Source organism: Labrys sp. E2SS-1L, assembly GCF_057073705.1.
Genome location: NZ_CP172713.1, coordinates 1,508,965 through 1,523,990, shown reverse-complemented (window position 1 = coordinate 1,523,990; position 15,026 = coordinate 1,508,965). Strand labels below are relative to the sequence as shown.

General features: G+C 62.8%; 15 protein-coding genes. 8 read left to right on the top strand and 7 right to left on the bottom strand.

From position 1 onward, the window contains the following. Positions 1-23: 23 nt before the first annotated feature. From ACIGJE_RS32565 to ACIGJE_RS32535, 7 genes are all read right to left on the bottom strand, one after another. Entirely contained in the window at positions 24-146 is a 123-nt protein-coding gene (locus ACIGJE_RS32565) for a hypothetical protein (protein ID WP_483680703.1), read from the bottom strand. A gap of 320 nt (positions 147-466) precedes the next feature. Continuing rightward, positions 467-2,245 carry an ABC transporter ATP-binding protein/permease gene (locus ACIGJE_RS32560; RefSeq protein WP_483680701.1) on the bottom strand — a complete coding sequence of 593 codons (1,779 nt, stop codon included), beginning with the start codon at positions 2,243-2,245 and terminating at the stop codon, positions 467-469. A gap of 619 nt (positions 2,246-2,864) precedes the next feature. Continuing rightward, positions 2,865-4,007 (bottom strand): mandelate racemase/muconate lactonizing enzyme family protein, encoded by a 1,143-nt coding sequence (locus ACIGJE_RS32555; protein WP_483680699.1) that lies wholly within the window; start codon positions 4,005-4,007, stop codon positions 2,865-2,867. 378 nt (positions 4,008-4,385) lie between these two features. After that, on the bottom strand, positions 4,386-5,312 hold the full coding sequence (locus ACIGJE_RS32550) for an electron transfer flavoprotein subunit alpha/FixB family protein (protein WP_483680697.1): 927 nt from the start codon (positions 5,310-5,312) through the stop codon (positions 4,386-4,388). 19 nt (positions 5,313-5,331) lie between these two features. Beyond that, the gene (locus tag ACIGJE_RS32545) at positions 5,332-6,081 is read right to left on the bottom strand and encodes an electron transfer flavoprotein subunit beta/FixA family protein (RefSeq protein ID WP_394312453.1); all 750 of its coding nucleotides are present in this window, start codon (positions 6,079-6,081) and stop codon (positions 5,332-5,334) included. Between the two features lie 71 nt (positions 6,082-6,152). Beyond that, the gene (locus ACIGJE_RS32540; RefSeq protein ID WP_483680695.1) at positions 6,153-7,370 is read right to left on the bottom strand and encodes an NAD(P)/FAD-dependent oxidoreductase; all 1,218 of its coding nucleotides are present in this window, start codon (positions 7,368-7,370) and stop codon (positions 6,153-6,155) included. A 14-nt stretch (positions 7,371-7,384) separates the two neighbouring features. Further along, complete coding sequence (locus tag ACIGJE_RS32535) at positions 7,385-8,149, bottom strand: HpcH/HpaI aldolase family protein (RefSeq protein WP_483680693.1); 765 nt, start codon at positions 8,147-8,149, stop codon at positions 7,385-7,387. A 116-nt stretch (positions 8,150-8,265) separates the two neighbouring features. On the opposite strand from ACIGJE_RS32535, the gene ACIGJE_RS32530 reads away from it, so the two are divergent. The 8 genes from ACIGJE_RS32530 to ACIGJE_RS32495 all read left to right on the top strand — a co-directional run bounded on the left by ACIGJE_RS32530 (position 8,266) and on the right by ACIGJE_RS32495 (position 14,981). Then, the gene (locus ACIGJE_RS32530) at positions 8,266-9,162 is read left to right on the top strand and encodes a 2-hydroxy-3-oxopropionate reductase (RefSeq protein WP_483680691.1); all 897 of its coding nucleotides are present in this window, start codon (positions 8,266-8,268) and stop codon (positions 9,160-9,162) included. Then, entirely contained in the window at positions 9,162-9,974 is an 813-nt protein-coding gene (locus tag ACIGJE_RS32525; protein WP_483680689.1) for a shikimate dehydrogenase family protein, read from the top strand. The genes ACIGJE_RS32530 and ACIGJE_RS32525 overlap by 1 nt, the downstream gene beginning before the upstream one ends. Continuing rightward, positions 9,967-10,776 (top strand): SDR family NAD(P)-dependent oxidoreductase, encoded by an 810-nt coding sequence (locus ACIGJE_RS32520; RefSeq protein ID WP_483680687.1) that lies wholly within the window; start codon positions 9,967-9,969, stop codon positions 10,774-10,776. Before ACIGJE_RS32525 ends, ACIGJE_RS32520 begins: the two co-directional genes overlap by 8 nt. 7 nt (positions 10,777-10,783) lie before the next feature. Next, complete coding sequence (locus tag ACIGJE_RS32515) at positions 10,784-11,131, top strand: RidA family protein (protein WP_483680685.1); 348 nt, start codon at positions 10,784-10,786, stop codon at positions 11,129-11,131. 256 nt (positions 11,132-11,387) lie between these two features. Next, the gene (locus ACIGJE_RS32510) at positions 11,388-12,176 is read left to right on the top strand and encodes a FadR/GntR family transcriptional regulator (protein ID WP_068290452.1); all 789 of its coding nucleotides are present in this window, start codon (positions 11,388-11,390) and stop codon (positions 12,174-12,176) included. Between the two features lie 278 nt (positions 12,177-12,454). Continuing rightward, on the top strand, positions 12,455-13,168 hold the full coding sequence (locus ACIGJE_RS32505; protein ID WP_156771578.1) for an SDR family oxidoreductase: 714 nt from the start codon (positions 12,455-12,457) through the stop codon (positions 13,166-13,168). A gap of 11 nt (positions 13,169-13,179) precedes the next feature. Continuing rightward, positions 13,180-13,932: an SDR family NAD(P)-dependent oxidoreductase gene (locus ACIGJE_RS32500; protein ID WP_068290446.1), complete on the top strand. Its 753-nt coding sequence runs from the start codon at positions 13,180-13,182 to the stop codon at positions 13,930-13,932. Between the two features lie 98 nt (positions 13,933-14,030). Then, a complete protein-coding gene (locus ACIGJE_RS32495; RefSeq protein WP_068290441.1) occupies positions 14,031-14,981 on the top strand; it encodes a LysR substrate-binding domain-containing protein in 951 nt (316 codons plus the stop codon). Positions 14,982-15,026 lie beyond the last annotated feature (45 nt).

The window sequence follows — 15,026 nt, the reverse complement described above, 5'->3', positions numbered from 1 at the left end:
TTCCTGTCAATCAGGAGAGCGCTTTACCGCCGCCGCGAAGCCTTGTAGGCAACAAGGACGGTGAGGCACATTCCGAGCAGGAGCATCGCCAGCCATGCCAGCATTTTGAGATCATTGGTAAATTGGTCAACGAGGGCCTCGATCATATTGGCCTCCTGGCCTTGAGCGGTAGCTCTGTCGAACGCAGCATCCGGTTGACCTGGGTGCGCGAAGCCGGCTGTGTCGAGCCTATTGGCGATGATGCTACCTTGCTGGCGCAGGACTTTCCGCCAATGGACCCTGCGGGAACGTAGTAGTGGTGCGCGGCCACGCCAGCCTGAATATTCTCAACGATCGTTGTCACGCCTCTCTCCCGACAGATCTTCTCTGCACTTTGGAGGCTGTCGGAAGGGATGGCGTTGATCCATCGCAAATGAATATCTCCGTCCGCGCGGCCTTGGCATCCGCTTGCACCTGACCGAATTGTTCAAGGCTGTGCGGTGTGTCGCTCTCCGGGCCGTTCGGCTGTTCGCATGGTCGGTACGAGATGGAGGACTCTCGCGAACAGATGGTCGTGCCCTTCGCTACGGCCGATGTGGATGACACTGCTCTGTTTCAGGTCTTCGTGGAGAATTTGCAGGAAGCGCCGATGTGTTTCTCCCGTCACGGAGTCGAGCACCTCGTCCATGACGATCCAGGCCGGCCTGTGCAGAATAAGACGCGCGAAGGCGAGTGCCTGCTGTTCGTCTTCGTTGAGCTGGCGATCCCAGCGCCCTTGTTCGTCAAGCGCGATCGCGAGCCCTTTCAGACCGACCCTGTCGAGAGCCGTCTCATAGGACCTCGTCTCAAAAGATTGGGCCGGAACGGGGTAGGCGAGGGCTTCGCGCAAATTCCCGGGAGGCAGGTAGGGGGTACGAGGCATATACATGATCACCTCTCCCTTCGGACGCACGATCCTGCCCGATCCCCATGACCAAAGTCCCGCCAGGGCGCGGAAGAGCAGGGTCTTGCCGCTGCGCCGCTCTCCGATAATCGCCACCTTCTCGCCGGCCTCGATGGTCGCGCTTTCCTCCCGCAGTTGCGTGCTTCCGTCGGGAACGAAGACGCAGAGGCGATCCAGGCGGTAATGTCCCGGTTCGCCTTCGGCCAATTGAATCCGGTCGACGCCATCTCGCTCGCTGTCGTCTTGCGCTGCTGCCCGCCGAAAGGTTGAGACCCGCAGTAACGTCGCACGCCAATCCGCGATCACGCTGAAATTGTCGACAAACCAGCGTAGCGAGGATTGGACCTGGTTGAACGCGCCGACTGTCACCATCAGGCCACCGAATGACAGGGAGCCGGAAAAATACGCCGGTGCTGCCACCCCGACCGGGATGACCAGTGCAGTCCAGCCATAGCCGGCGGTGATCCAAGTGAGCTTCGTCTGCCTCCATGCCAATCTTCTCATGGCGGCTAGGACTTCGGCCAGATCGATCGTTATCCGGCGTTTCTCGTCGGGCTCGCCGTTAGCAAGGGTGATCGCATCGATGTGCTCGCTAACGCGCATCAGGCCATAGCGCAGATCCGCTTCTCGACTATAACGTTCGGCATTCAGGCCGACCAGCGGCCGCCCCACCAGATAGCTTAGCATGGAGGCCGAGCCGGCATAGAAAACCGCGGCCCATACGAGGTAGCCGGGCACGGCCAAGGTCGCCGCTCCCAGGTGGAAGACGAAGCCGTTCGACAATGCCCATAAAACGCTGACAAAGCTGGAAAGCAGCACAGAAGCCTGCAGCAAACCGATGCCCAGGTCTGTCGAGAGTTCCGTCAGGTGGCGCGCATCCTCATGCATGCGCTGGTCGGGGTTGATGCCGATCGGGCGCGTGGAGAGTCGAAAAGCACGTCCGGGGTTCAACCATTGCTCGACAAGGTCATGAACGAGGCCCTCGCGCAGCTTGATTTTTATCGATTGATTTAACCAGGCTTGCGCAACGTTCATCACAAGCAAAGCAATAGCAATTTGCGCAAAGCGAAAGAGCTGATTGACGAACTCCTGCCAGTCCTTTCGCGCCAGGGCATCATAGAAGGGCTGGTTCCACTCGTTGAGCTTGATCTGGCCATAGGTGGTCAGGGCGATGACCACCACAATCGCGAAAGTCAGTGCGGCAAAGTTTGTCCGGATCGGTGATACCCAGAATGCACGCAGCATCACGCCAAGCTCGGGCATCAAGGCTGCCTGCGCGTCGTCGACAGGCTTGAGGGCGGCTTCACCGGTTGCGACGGCCATGGGTAACACCTCCAGGACAGCCAGGAAATCGTCCGCTCACATTGTGCTGATCATGGGAACACGATTTTGGCGGGGCGTCCCTTGATCTTGCTCAAGGAAGGTGGCTGTCGCGACGACAATGTTGCAAACTCTTCAGATAGCGGTTTTCCGTCTGGAGCTGTCTTCACTTCTGGGAAGTGCACCATGTCGAAGGCCATCACTCCGAGTGCTCTGCGCTGCCGGTAATGGGAGCGGAAGTATCTGGCTAACCACCTGAGCCTGTGCAGCGTTTCAACCAACAAAAGCAGGAATTCTTAGAGCGGAATGCAGTCGACTTGCCGCCCATGTCGTAATCCGTCGTGTGAAATCGCGGTTTCGAGCAGTGTAGCGTACAATGGCGTACGCCTTGGTTGCGGTCCCCCGCAACCAATTCTGTCATAAATCACTAACCGTCCTGGTTTGATCACCTGGGCGGTTTTTGCGTTGGAAGTCCTGAATTTTAGGGACCGTAGTGAGCGGATTTCAGGAGCATACCCGGACTTGCCGGGCGCGTCACGGTTCCAAATACCGACATGACAGCGTTTTGTGCCCACCGTTGGCCAACTTGAAAGATGAGCGCTGGGGCCACCCAAAACGAGCGTTATGGCAGGTCACGCATTCGAAATTCGTCCAGCGCATCTCGATTGATCTCGATGCCGAGGCCATGGCCGTGCGGTATCGCGACGACTCCGTCCTTGTGCTCCAACGGAGTCGCGACGATAGCCTGCCTGAAAGGATTATGGGTCCGGTCGAACTCCAGGATCGGCTCCCGCGGCCTGCTGCGCATGGGGTCTGGCGTAAGGGCCGCCAGGAATTGCAACGCAGCTGCGATCTGGACCGCCGTGCCCCAGACATGGGGAACGACGCGCACGCCATAAAGGCTGGCGAGATCCATCACGCGGCGGGCTTCGCTGAAGCCACCGACGCCGCCAATATCCGGCTGAATGATGTCGACGGCATGGCTTTCGAGGGCTTCACGCATGCCCCATCTGGTGTGCCAGGTTTCGCCGGCAGCAACGGGGATGGACTGGCCGGTGCGAACTGCGCGGTAAGCGTCGAGTTGCTCGGGTGGTACGGGCTCTTCGAACCAATCGATATCGAAGGCTTTGGCTCGTTGCCCAAAGGAAATGGCATCGACGCTGTCGTAGCCATGATTGGCATCGACCATGAGCCGCATCCTGTCGCCGACCGTTTTCCGGACGGCCTCAATGACGCGAAGATCCTCCTCAAGATCGAAACCGATCTTGATCTTGGTCGCGTGGAAGCCTTCGCGCAGATAGTTCTCAACTTCCGCGCAATTGTCTTCGATCCGATCGACGCCGTCCCGTTTGAACGAGCCCGTCGCATAGGCCTTGACTTCGTCGCGAAAACGCCCGCCCAGCAGAATGGAGATGGGTTGGCGGAGAACCTTACCCTTGATGTCCCACAGGGCGACGTCGATGCCGGACAGGGCCGTTGCCGTGAGGCCGCGCTGTCCCTGATCGCGCAAGGCGTTGTAGAGCGTCGCCCATATCCTCTCGGTTTCCAGAGGATTCTGGCCGAGCAGCCAAGGTGTGTAGGCTTTGACGATGGCGGCATTCGGCAGGGCAGGGCCGAGGCATTCGCCCCATCCGGTGGTGCCGTCACTACAGATGATCTCAACGAGGAGATGCATTCTCCTGTCGAAACGCATCGAAGCGCTTTCGAACGCTGTCGGCAGCCGATAGTCGAGGAGGTGAGTCTTGACGCGCTCGACTTTCAGCATCTTTGCAGCTTTCCGATCAGGAATGTCGGCATGATATCGGCCAAGATCCGGCGACCAAGCAGGATGGTTCTAGAGAATAATATAGAAGCCATCCATAGGGTCCCCACCTCGATTTTCTTCGAGGTCCGTCGCATATTGGAGGATATATCGTATCGCGCTTTGAATGAGAAACATCGTTCAATACCTCGCATGGGATGAAGGGTTGCCAGATCTGTCTCGATTGTTTCGTAGCGTCTTGCTGAATACTCCAGTCGAATTGGAGCAAAGCTTATTAACCCCGCCGGGTGCTGTCAAATTGATGGGCTTGCCACGCCGCACATCCGGTTCAGCGCGAAGACCTGTGGGGGCTGTACCCCTGCAAGTCAGGAATGCCGCTATCTACAGAGTTACCTTGAGCTCCGGCAGGGCGGTGTAGAGATCCGCCACTAGGCCGTAGTCGGCGACCTGGAAGATCGGGGCCTCTTCGTCCTTGTTGATGGCGACTATGACCTTGCTGTCCTTCATGCCGGCCAGATGCTGGATGGCGCCGGAGATGCCGACGGCGATGTAGAGGTCGGGCGCAACCACCTTGCCGGTCTGGCCGACCTGCCAGTCGTTGGGGGCATAGCCCGCATCGACCGCGGCGCGCGAGGCCCCCATGGCGGCACCGAGCTTGTCGGCCACCGGTTCGATATAGGTGGCGAAGTTCTCGCGGTTGGCCATGGCCCGCCCGCCCGAGATGATGATCTTGGCCGAGGCCAGTTCCGGACGGTCGGACTTGGCCAGTTCCTCGCCCTTGAAGGTCGACAGGCCCGGATCGGCCGCGGCCGCGGCCGGTTCCACCACCGCCGAACCGCCTTCGCCGGTGGCGGCAAAGGAGGCGGTGCGCACGGTGATCACCTTCTTGGCGTCGGCCGAGGTCACGGTCTGGATGGCGTTGCCGGCATAGATCGGCCGCTCGAACGTATCGGGCGAGACGACCTTGACGATGTCGGAGATCTGCATGACGTCGAGCAAGGCGGCGACGCGCGGCAGCACGTTCTTCCAGGCCGCCGTCGAGGGCGCCACGATGGCGTCGTAGGAACCGGCCAGGCTGACGATCAGGGCCGCCGTCGGCTCGGCCAGGCGATGCTCATAGGCGGCATCGGCGACGAGCACCTTTTCGACGCCCTGGAGCTTGGCGGCGGACTCGGCGGCAGCCTGAGTGTTGGCGCCGGCCACCAGCACATGCACCGGGCCGCCGAGCTCGAGGGCCGCGGTGAGGGCACGGTTGGTGACGTCCTTGAGGCCGGTGGCGTCGATCTCGGCGATGAGAAGAGTGGTCATGATATCAATCCTCCTGCGCTCAGATGACGCCGGCTTCGTTCTTGAGCTTGTCGACCAGCTCGGCCACCGAGGCGACCTTCTTGCCGGCCTGGCGGGCCGGCGGCTCCACCGTCTTCACCACGGTCAGGCGCGGCGCGATGTCGACGCCCAGCGCCTCGGGGCTGGTCTCGTCGATCGGCTTCTTCTTGGCCTTCATGATGTTGGGCAGCGAAGCATAGCGCGGCTCGTTGAGGCGCAGATCCGTGGTGATGATTGCCGGCAGGTTGAGCGCAACCGTCTGCAGGCCGCCATCGACCTCTCTGACAACGTCGATCTTGTCGCCGCCGACCTCGAGCTTGGAGGCAAAGGTGCCCTGCGGCCAGCCCAGCAGCGCCGCCAGCATCTGGCCGGTGGCGTTCATGTCGTCGTCGATGGCCTGCTTGCCCAGGATGACCAGGCCCGGGTTCTCGTTACCGATCACCGCCTTGAGCAGCTTGGCCACCGCCAGAGGCTCGACGGTGGCGTCGGTCTTGACCAGGATGCCGCGGTCGGCGCCCATGGCCAGGCCCGAGCGCAGCGTCTCGGCCGCCTGGGCCGGACCGATCGAAACCACCACCACTTCGCTCGCCTTGCCGGCTTCCTTCAGACGCAGCGCTTCCTCCACGCCGATCTCGTCGAAGGGGTTCATCGACATCTTCACATTGTTGAGATCGACACCAGACCCATCGGCCTTCACGCGGATCTTCACATTGTAGTCGACCACCCGCTTCACGGGCACGAGAACTTTCATGGGGCTTCTCCTTCAGTGGCGGTGCCCTTTGCGGTCACCTGCCATCCTGCGACTTTGGAACGTCGGCGCCGTCAGATGACGGCTTCTTCGAGGAAGGGCTCATTGGCCGGAACGCGTTCGTAGCGGAACGGCGTCAGGTCCAGTGTCTGGAAGGCACCGTGAATGATCAGTTCCGACACGGCCCGCCCCACGGCCGGCGATTGTTGCAGGCCATGCCCCGAGAAGCCGTTGGCGAACATGAAATTCGAGATCTGAGGATGGAAGCCGACGATGCCGTTATGGTCGAGCGTGTTGTACTCGTAATGGCCCGTCCAGAATTGCTGCACCTTCAACGCGTCGAAGGCTGGTATCCGGTGGTAGAGCGCCGGCCAGATATAGTCGTCGAACTCCTCCATGTCGGTCTCGAAATCCTCGTAGTCCCTGGCGATTTCCTTTTGCGGCGTGTTGCCGGTGAGGAAGAGCTCGCCTTCCGGGCGCACGAAGGTGCCCGTGAGGTCGATGACATTGGGCATGCGGCCGGGGATCGGCGTGGCGCTGGCGAAGACGAAGCTGTAGCGCTTGCGGGGCTCCACCGGGATCGAGAGACCCGCCATTGCCGCGACCTGCTGGGCGCGCGGGCCGGCGGCATTCACCAACGTACCGCAGGAGACCGTCTCGCCGGTCGACAGTCGGACGGCTACGACACGATTGTCCTTGAGGTCCAGGCCGATCACGGCGTTGTCGATATATTCGACGCCGCTGCCCCGGGCCGCGCGGCGAAAGCCGTTCAGCAGTCCCATGGAATCGAACCAGCCCTCGTCGCGCGATCCCCAGGCGCCGCCGCCGAGATCCTCGACATTGAGCCAGGGAAAGCGGTCCTTCAGCGGGCCCGGTTCGAGGAAGACGGTGCCGGCGCCGAGGCTGCGCTGCAGCTCCACGCGCGCCTTGGCGGCTTCGACGCCTTCGGGGGTGCAGCAATAGAGATAGCCATGCTCCTTGAAGCCGAGATCCGGTGCCGGCTCGCCCTGGAAGAAGGGCGCCATACGCTGCGGGAAATCGCGAATGATCTCGATGCCGAACTGGCTGATCTTCACATTGATCGGATTGGAATATTGTTGGCGGATGGCACTGGTCGAAAGGGCTGTCGAGGAGAACTCGTAGCTGCTGTCGCGTTCCACCACCAGGATCGAGGCCGTCTCACCGAGGGTCTGGCTGAGCCAATAGGCCGTTGAGGAGCCGACGGCGGCGCCTCCCACGATGACGATGTCGTAGGAACGACGTGAAGGTGCCTTGTAGGGCGGGATGGCCATGGCGAATGTTCTCGTCAGGAGTTGAAGGAAGCGACCAGCGCATCGGAGCCGCGGGCGAGGAGGCCGAGGTCGGAGCCGACGGCGACCATGGTGAACCCGTCGGCCAGATAGCGGTCCGCATCAGCCTTGACGGGCGCCAGGATACCGCTGGCCTTTCCAGCCTTGCGGGCGGCCTGGTGAACTGAAGCGATCGCTTTCTGAACCTCCGGCGCATTCGGATTGCCCATGAAGCCCATATTGGTGGAGAGGTCGCCGGGGCCGACGAACAGCACGTCGACCCCCTCGATTGCGGCAATCTCCGCCGCATTGGCGACACCGGTCTCGCATTCGATCTGCACGGCGAGAAGCTGATGGGTCCGGGCGTTGGCGTGATAGTCCTTGATGCGTCCGAAAGCATTGGCGCGATGCCCGACCGAGAAGCCGCGATGGCCGCCCGGAGCGTAGGTCATCGCCGCGACGATCGCCTGGGCCTGCGTCGGTGTGCGTACATTGGGGATCATCAGGCTGCGGGCGCCGATATCCATGGCTTGCTTGATGAGATTGCTGTCGTCGGATGGCAGGCGGACAACGCCTTCGCAGGTAAAGCCGCCCAGCACCTGAAGCTGCGCCATCAGGCTGCGCAGATGGTTGGGGCTGTGCTCGCCATCGATGAGCAGCCAGCCGGCGCCCGAGCCCGCGACGATCTCGGTGGTCAAGGCGGAAGCCAGGGAGCACCACACGCCGATATGGGCCTTGTCAGCCTGGGCAGCCGCCTTCAAGGGGTTGGGACGTTCGAGCATGCAGCTAGCCTCCATCACGAAGAAGGTGTGTTGAAATTTGTATGATGTCATATATCATACGCTCAATCGACGCCGCAAGTCGCCTTCTGAAATTCGCAAGCCGCGTGAGGAAAACAGTGAAGATCGGTTTCATCGGATTGGGGGTCATGGGTGCCCCGATGGCACGCCATCTGGCCAAGGCCGGGCATGAGATAGTGACGGTGCTGAACCGTTCGCCGCTGCCGGCGGATCTCGCCGCGAAGGTCCTGGCGACGGCTTCGCAGGTGGCCGAGCAGTCGGACGTCGTCATAACGATGCTGCCCGATACGCCCGATGTCGAACGCGTGCTCCTCGGGCCGGACGGCGTTCTCGACGGCATCGCGCCGGGTGCCCTGGTGATCGATATGAGTTCGATCAGCCCCATCGCCACGGCGCGCTTTGCTGCCCGCTTCCGGGAAGCGGGCGCACATTATCTCGACGCGCCGGTCTCCGGCGGCGAGGTCGGCGCGAAGGCGGCCAGCCTGACGATCATGGTTGGCGGCCCCAGGCAGGATTTCGAACGGGCGCTGCCTCTGTTCGAGACGCTCGGCAAGAATATCACGCTGATCGGCGAGGCCAATGGCGCCGGCCAGACCTGCAAGATCGCCAACCAGATCATCGTCGCCCTCAATATCGAGGCTGTGGCCGAGGCCCTGGTTTTCGCCAGCAAGGCCGGCTGCGATCCGGTGCAGGTGCGCACGGCACTGTTGGGGGGCTTTGCCGCCTCGCGCGTCCTCGAAGTGCATGGAGAGCGCATGACGACGCGGGCCTTCGCGCCGGGTTTCCGCATCCGGCTCCACCAGAAGGATCTCGGGCTGGCGCTTGAAAGCGCCCGCTCCCTCGGTGTGTCGCTGCCCAACACGGCATCGACCCAGGAACTCATGAATGCCTGCACCGCCATGGAGGGCGGGGCGGAAGCCGATCATTCCTCACTGGTGCGGGCGCTTGAAATGCTCAGCGGCCACACCCTGACAAATTTGAAGGAAACCAATTGATGCGCGGAACCGGTAAAGCCGATGTCTTCGTCATGCTCGCCCACCCCGTCGGGCATGCCAAGAGCCCTGGCATCTTCAACGAGGTCTTCGAACAGAAGGGCCTCGACAGCCTGATGGCGCCGCTCACCTGCCGACCCGAGGATTTCGAGACCTTTTGGGCCGGCCTCACCGCCGCCGAGAATATCCGCGGCGTCATCATCTCGGTGCCCTACAAGGTCACCGTCTTCCATAAATGCGCGGCGGCGCATGACCGTGCCGCCCGCGTCCAGAGCGCCAATTCGGTGCGCCGCCAGGCGGATGGCAGCTGGTATGCGGATAATTTCGACGGCGTCGGCTTCATCGACGCCCTGGTCGCCGGCGGCCATCGCCTCGCCGGACGCCGTGTGCTCCAGGTCGGCGCCGGCGGCGCCGGGGCCTCGCTGGCTTATTGCCTTGCGGAAGCAGGGGCGGCGGAGATCCGCCTCAACGATGTCGATGCCAACCGGGCCGAACAGCTCGCCAGGCTCGTGGCGCAGAAATTCCCGGCCTGCCGCATCGCTGTCGGTGAAGCCGATCCGAGCGGCATGGATATGGCGGTCAACGCCACGCCGGTCGGCATGCACGAAGGCGATCCCCTGCCGCTCGACGTCAGCAAGCTGACCCCGGAGACGCTGGTGGTCGATATCATCATGGAACCGGCCGAGACGGCATTGCTGCGCGCGGCCCGCGAGCGCGGCTGTACCGTGCAGCCGGGCCGCCCGATGATGGATTTCCAGGTTCGCGCCATGTCCGAATTCTTCGACATTGATCGCAAGGAGCGCAGCAATGGCTGAGGTGAAGAGCGCCGTGGTCATCGGCGGTACCTCGGGCATCGGCCGCGCCATCGCGCTGCGCTTTGCCGAAGAAGGCTACAAGGTCGCCGTGGCAGGGCGCGACGAGGTGCGTGGCGCGGATACCGCCCGGGCCTGCGAGGCCGCCGGCTCTCCCGCCGCCCGCTTCCTGGCCGTCGATGTCGGCGATGCCGCCTCGGTCGATGCGCTGGCGCAAGCGGTCAGCGAGGCCTTCGGCGTGCCGCAGGTGGTGGTCAACTGCGCCGGCATCCTGCAGAGCGGCAAGCGCGTGCTCGACCAGGATCTCGAGGAGGACGAGAGGCTCTGGCGCATCAATTATCGCGGCACGTTGCTGGGTTGCCAGACCTTCGGCCGCCTGATGGCGCAGGCGGGCAGGGGGGCGATCCTGAATGTCGGCTCGCTCGCATCCTTCGCGCCGCTTTCGCTTCCCGCCTATACGCCCGGTAAGCATGCCATCCTCGCCCTGACGCAGATCCTGGCGGCGGAGCTGGGACCGAAGGGCATCCGGGTGAATGCCGTGGCGCCGGGCTACACCCTGTCGGACGGCCTGAAGGCCAAGATCGCCAATGGCGAGCGCAATCCCGAGGCGATCCAGGCGACGACGGCGCTGCGCCGTTTCGTCGAGCCGCGCGACGTAGCCGAAGCCGCGCTCTTCCTGTGTTCCGAGCGCGCCGCCTCGATCACGGGCGTGACCCTGCCGGTCGACGCCGGATGGCTCGTCCAGGCTCCCTATGCCCAATATCTGCAGGGCAATCCCATTCGCCAGCCCGCCGGCCAATCCTGAGGACATCATGAGCGCTATCAGCCGCTTCGACTTCGATACCCGCATCCATCATGGCGTGATCCACAACGGTACCCTCTACCTGACCGGGCAGGTGGCGCGGCCAGGCCAGTCCGCCGCCGACCAGATGCGCGAAGTACTGGACAAGATCGATACCCTCCTGGCGAAGGCGGGCACCGACAAGACCCGCATCCTGCATGTGCAGATGTGGCTGGACGACATCCGCGACTTCGACGAAGTCAATTCGGTGTGGGACGACTGGATGCCGAAGGAGCATGCGCCAGCCCGCTCCTCGGGCGAGGGACGAATGGCCAAGCCCGGCATGCTGGTGGAGCTCATCGTGACCGCGGCAGTCTGAAGCCCGTTCAAATGCATCATGCTCGCCGTGATCTGGACGGGTCGAAGCAGGGAGTTAGGGCCAATATGCGTTCAGTCACGAACGCACTTGCCCGAGAGCAAAGCGCGCTCGCACGCGACCGCTTGTTTGCTCTAACTCTTTGTTCCGACGTGTCTTTGCGATTCTCGGTGATTCCGAGAAATCACAAAACGCTTTAGGGTATTGCGGACGGGCATGGCATCGTTCATCTGGCAGGGATGGCACGAGAAGGCATGGAATGACGAAACGAAAACCGCTGTCGACCATTGTCGCTGATAGCCTGGTCGAGAAGATCCGGGCGGGGCAATTGCTGCCCGGCGCCCAATTGCCCACCGAGGCCGAGTTGTGCGCCGAATATGAGGTCAGCCGTACGGTGGTGCGGGAGGCGGTGGCGCGGTTGAGGTCGGAGGGGCTTCTCGTTCCCCATCAGGGACGCGGCATCTTCGTGGGAGAACAGCCGGCGGTCCGCAATTTCTCGATACCCGACGAGGCGTTGAAGACCTTGCCGGAGACCATCGCGCTTCTCGAATTGCGGCTGAGCGTGGAGGTGGAGGCGGCCGGTCTGTGCGCGGAGCGTTGCACACCTGCCGAGGCTGCGGAAATCCGCAGGCTCATGGAGGAATTCGACGCCCAGCAGGAAGATCCGGCGGCGATCAACATCCACTACGATTATGATTTTCACCTGGCCATCGCCAAGGCGACCAGGAACGAGCTCATGCATGCGTTCCTCATCTATCTGAAGCCGAAGATCGTCCCGCGCTACCAGCTCGGCTATGTCGTCGCGGCCTCGCTCAAGGATCGCTATTACGCCCGCATTCACAAGGAGCACAATGCCGTCGTCGAGGCGATCGAGCGGGGAGATGGCCGGGCAGCCCGCCGGGCCATGCGCAAGCATCTGCATGCCAGCCTCGAAAGGGTGCGGGAGCTCGCCTCCTCCTCCGGCGTCGGCGGCGAGCGCGAGGGAGGCGAGGGGGCAGCGGCGCTGCTGGCAGACGAATTCGGGCGGTCCCTCGCCACGGGCAAATGAGATTTGGCCGCCGTGTCGGTGGCCGCAGGAAACTCTCGATTGCGAAAGCGGGATTTTGGGCCGGTAGGCGTCGATCGGCGCTGCCAGCCCCCTGGATGAGGGAGCCATGCAGGGCGCCGCGTCCGATTTAGCGGCGACCATCATGGTTCGAGGGCATTCCATCTCGCCGGCACCAGATCGGGAAATAGAAAATTTATCTTTCCTATTTCCCGATTTTCTTGGTTTCCCCCGAAATCCTAAAGCGACAAACTCGCCTGACGGGAATGGGAACAAACCACGTGACCACAGCTCTCATCACAGGCGCGACAAGTGGAATCGGCAGGGCCATGGCCCTCGCCCTCAGCGAAGCCGGCTATGAAATCTATGCCCTGGGGCGGAACGAGGCGGCGCTGGAAAGCCTGCGGGCGGAACGCCCCGGCATCACGCCCATCGCCGTCGATGTCACGGACCGGGAAGCCATGGAAGCGGTCGTTTCCGGCCTCCATGTCGATGTCCTGATCAACAATGCCGGCATGATGCCGCCGCTCGGCAATTTCGCCGACATGAAGATGGCGGATATCGATACCGCGCTGGAAGTCAATCTGAGTGCCGCCATCGCGCTGACCCGCCTGGTCGTGCCGCAGATGCGCGAGAGAGGCGCGGGCCATATCCTCTTCACGGGTTCTTCTGCAGCGCACGCTGCTTTCGCCAATATCGCCGTCTATTCGGCTGCCAAAGCCGCCATTTCGGGCTTTGCCGCCTCGCTGCGCGTGGACCTCTCCCAATACGGCATCCGGGTGACCGAGATCGTGCCGGGCCGCGTGGAGACGCAGCTCTACAAGGACATCCTCGACGCCAAGGCGCGAGCCGCCATGTATGCGGGCAATGTCGCCGTTCAGCCCGAGGACGTGGCGAAGATGGTGGTTGCCCTTCTCTCGCTGCCGGCCTGGGCCGACGTCACCCGCTTCGACATCATGCCGACTCGGCCGACCTCGGCGAGCGGAAGCAAATAAGGAAATCGGTCATGAAAGATCTTTCCCTGGTCATCGTCGGTGGGGGTTCCGGCCTGGGGGCGTTGCTGGCCCGCATGGCCGTCGAGGCTGGCGTCGCCAAGGTCGGTATCATCGACATCAACCGCGAAGCCGCCGAGGCGGCGCTCGAGCCGGCCCGCGCCAAGGGACTGCCCACCGCCGTCGCCACCTGCGACATCCAGGTCGGGCCGGAATGCCACAAGGCTTTCGAGGCCATCGCCGCAAAGCTCGGTCGCATCGACACCCTGATCAATTGCGCGGCGATCTATCCCCGCCGGCCGCTGCTGGAGATCACCGATGCCGAATGGGATGCTTCCAACGGCATCAACATCAAGGGCACCTACCACATGATGGTAGCGGCCGTCGGCCACATGCAGGCCCAGGAGCCCGGGCAGGATCACGTTCGCGGCCGCATCGTGAACCTCACCTCCGTCGATGCCTTCAAGGCCCATCCCCAGAATGCCCATTATGCCGCCACCAAGGCGGCCGTGGTGAGCCTCACCCGCTCCTTCGCCCATCATGTCGCCAAGGACGGGATCCTGGTGAACTCGGTGGCGCCCGCCGGCATGGCGACCGAGCGCGCCAAAGCTCTCGGCTTCCTCGAGGAGCTGGCGAAGGCCAGCCCGCTCGGCCGCGGCGCGCTGCCTTCGGAAATCGCGGAATGGGTCCTGATGACCGCCGGTCCCAAGAACACCTACATGACCGGTGAAAACGTGATCGTTTCGGGCGGTTACATCTATGCCTGATCGGCGCCGGCAGAGGCGCCGGCGCTCCGTCGATGGCTCGATTTTTGCAGTCTCGATTCCTGCAGTGGAGTACCAACGATCCGGGAGAAGGCCTGACCATGAGTGAGAAGCTGCGCCTACCGCCGCTGAATGCCTTGCGGGTCTTTCACGCGGTCGTGCGGCACAAGAGCTTTCGACAGGCAGCGGACGAACTATTGGTGACGCCGCAGGCTGTCGGGCAGCAGATCAAGGTTCTGGAAGACACGTTGCAGGTCACCTTGTTCGAGCGCAAGGGGCGGGCAATCGAGCTTACGGAATCGGCAATCCTGCTTTCTCACTACGTCAAAGCCGGTTTTGAGGAATTCGCGGAAGGGGTTCGGCGCGTTACGAAGTCCACCTATCGCGATCGCATCAACCTCAATGCCAGTCCCTATTTCGCCACCCATTATCTTCTGCCGCGGCTTGCCTTGTTCCGGCAGATCCTGCCGGGTGCCGACCTCCGTTTGACGACCATGGTCGATCTGCCGGACTTCGGACGCGACGACATCGACATGACGGTGCAATGGGGCTACGGCGGCTGGCCTGATTTCGAGACGACCCTGCTGGTGCCCGACCCCAAGATCATCTGCTGCACGCCGGCGATCGGGCAGCAGATCAGCTCGGCGCAGGACCTGACCCGGTTCACGCTCCTCGACACCGTCAAGTCGAAGCGGCTGTGGCCCGATATCCTCAGGCATCTCAAGGTCGAGCAGACGGACAGCGACCGCAGCATCGGCTTCGACGATGCAGCGACGATGAGGCGGGCAACGCTGCAGGGCATCGGTGTGGGCCTGGTGTCGGTCATCGATGCCGCAGAAGATCTGCGCTCTGGCGCACTGGTGGCCCCGATGGGGCAGGACGCGCTGGAGGACATGCCTTCGGACGAGGTTCCGGGTTTCTATCTGGTCGTGCCGAAGGGGCATTTGCGCGCCAAGGCGGTGGCGGCGCTGCACCGTTGGCTCACGCAACAGGATTGGCTGAATGACCTGATGGCCTCGCCCCTGCCCAAGCCTATTCCGCTCTCCGATTGACGGGAGCCGAATGTTTCGGACCTCGCGCTCAGCAGGCGAGGCCCC

What these genes read in the sequence shown, in the direction of transcription:
- ACIGJE_RS32565 (WP_483680703.1), bottom strand. Translation starts at nt 146, where the DNA reads ATGATCGAGGCCCTCGTTGACCAATTTACCAATGATCTCAAAATGCTG.
- ACIGJE_RS32560 (WP_483680701.1), bottom strand. Translation starts at nt 2,245, where the DNA reads ATGGCCGTCGCAACCGGTGAAGCCGCCCTCAAGCCTGTCGACGACGCG.
- ACIGJE_RS32555 (WP_483680699.1), bottom strand. Translation starts at nt 4,007, where the DNA reads ATGCTGAAAGTCGAGCGCGTCAAGACTCACCTCCTCGACTATCGGCTG.
- ACIGJE_RS32550 (WP_483680697.1), bottom strand. Translation starts at nt 5,312, where the DNA reads ATGACCACTCTTCTCATCGCCGAGATCGACGCCACCGGCCTCAAGGAC.
- ACIGJE_RS32545 (WP_394312453.1), bottom strand. Translation starts at nt 6,081, where the DNA reads ATGAAAGTTCTCGTGCCCGTGAAGCGGGTGGTCGACTACAATGTGAAG.
- ACIGJE_RS32540 (WP_483680695.1), bottom strand. Translation starts at nt 7,370, where the DNA reads ATGGCCATCCCGCCCTACAAGGCACCTTCACGTCGTTCCTACGACATC.
- ACIGJE_RS32535 (WP_483680693.1), bottom strand. Translation starts at nt 8,149, where the DNA reads ATGCTCGAACGTCCCAACCCCTTGAAGGCGGCTGCCCAGGCTGACAAG.
- ACIGJE_RS32525 (WP_483680689.1), top strand. Translation starts at nt 9,162, where the DNA reads ATGCGCGGAACCGGTAAAGCCGATGTCTTCGTCATGCTCGCCCACCCC.
- ACIGJE_RS32520 (WP_483680687.1), top strand. Translation starts at nt 9,967, where the DNA reads ATGGCTGAGGTGAAGAGCGCCGTGGTCATCGGCGGTACCTCGGGCATC.
- ACIGJE_RS32515 (WP_483680685.1), top strand. Translation starts at nt 10,784, where the DNA reads ATGAGCGCTATCAGCCGCTTCGACTTCGATACCCGCATCCATCATGGC.
- ACIGJE_RS32510 (WP_068290452.1), top strand. Translation starts at nt 11,388, where the DNA reads ATGACGAAACGAAAACCGCTGTCGACCATTGTCGCTGATAGCCTGGTC.
- ACIGJE_RS32500 (WP_068290446.1), top strand. Translation starts at nt 13,180, where the DNA reads ATGAAAGATCTTTCCCTGGTCATCGTCGGTGGGGGTTCCGGCCTGGGG.
- ACIGJE_RS32495 (WP_068290441.1), top strand. Translation starts at nt 14,031, where the DNA reads ATGAGTGAGAAGCTGCGCCTACCGCCGCTGAATGCCTTGCGGGTCTTT.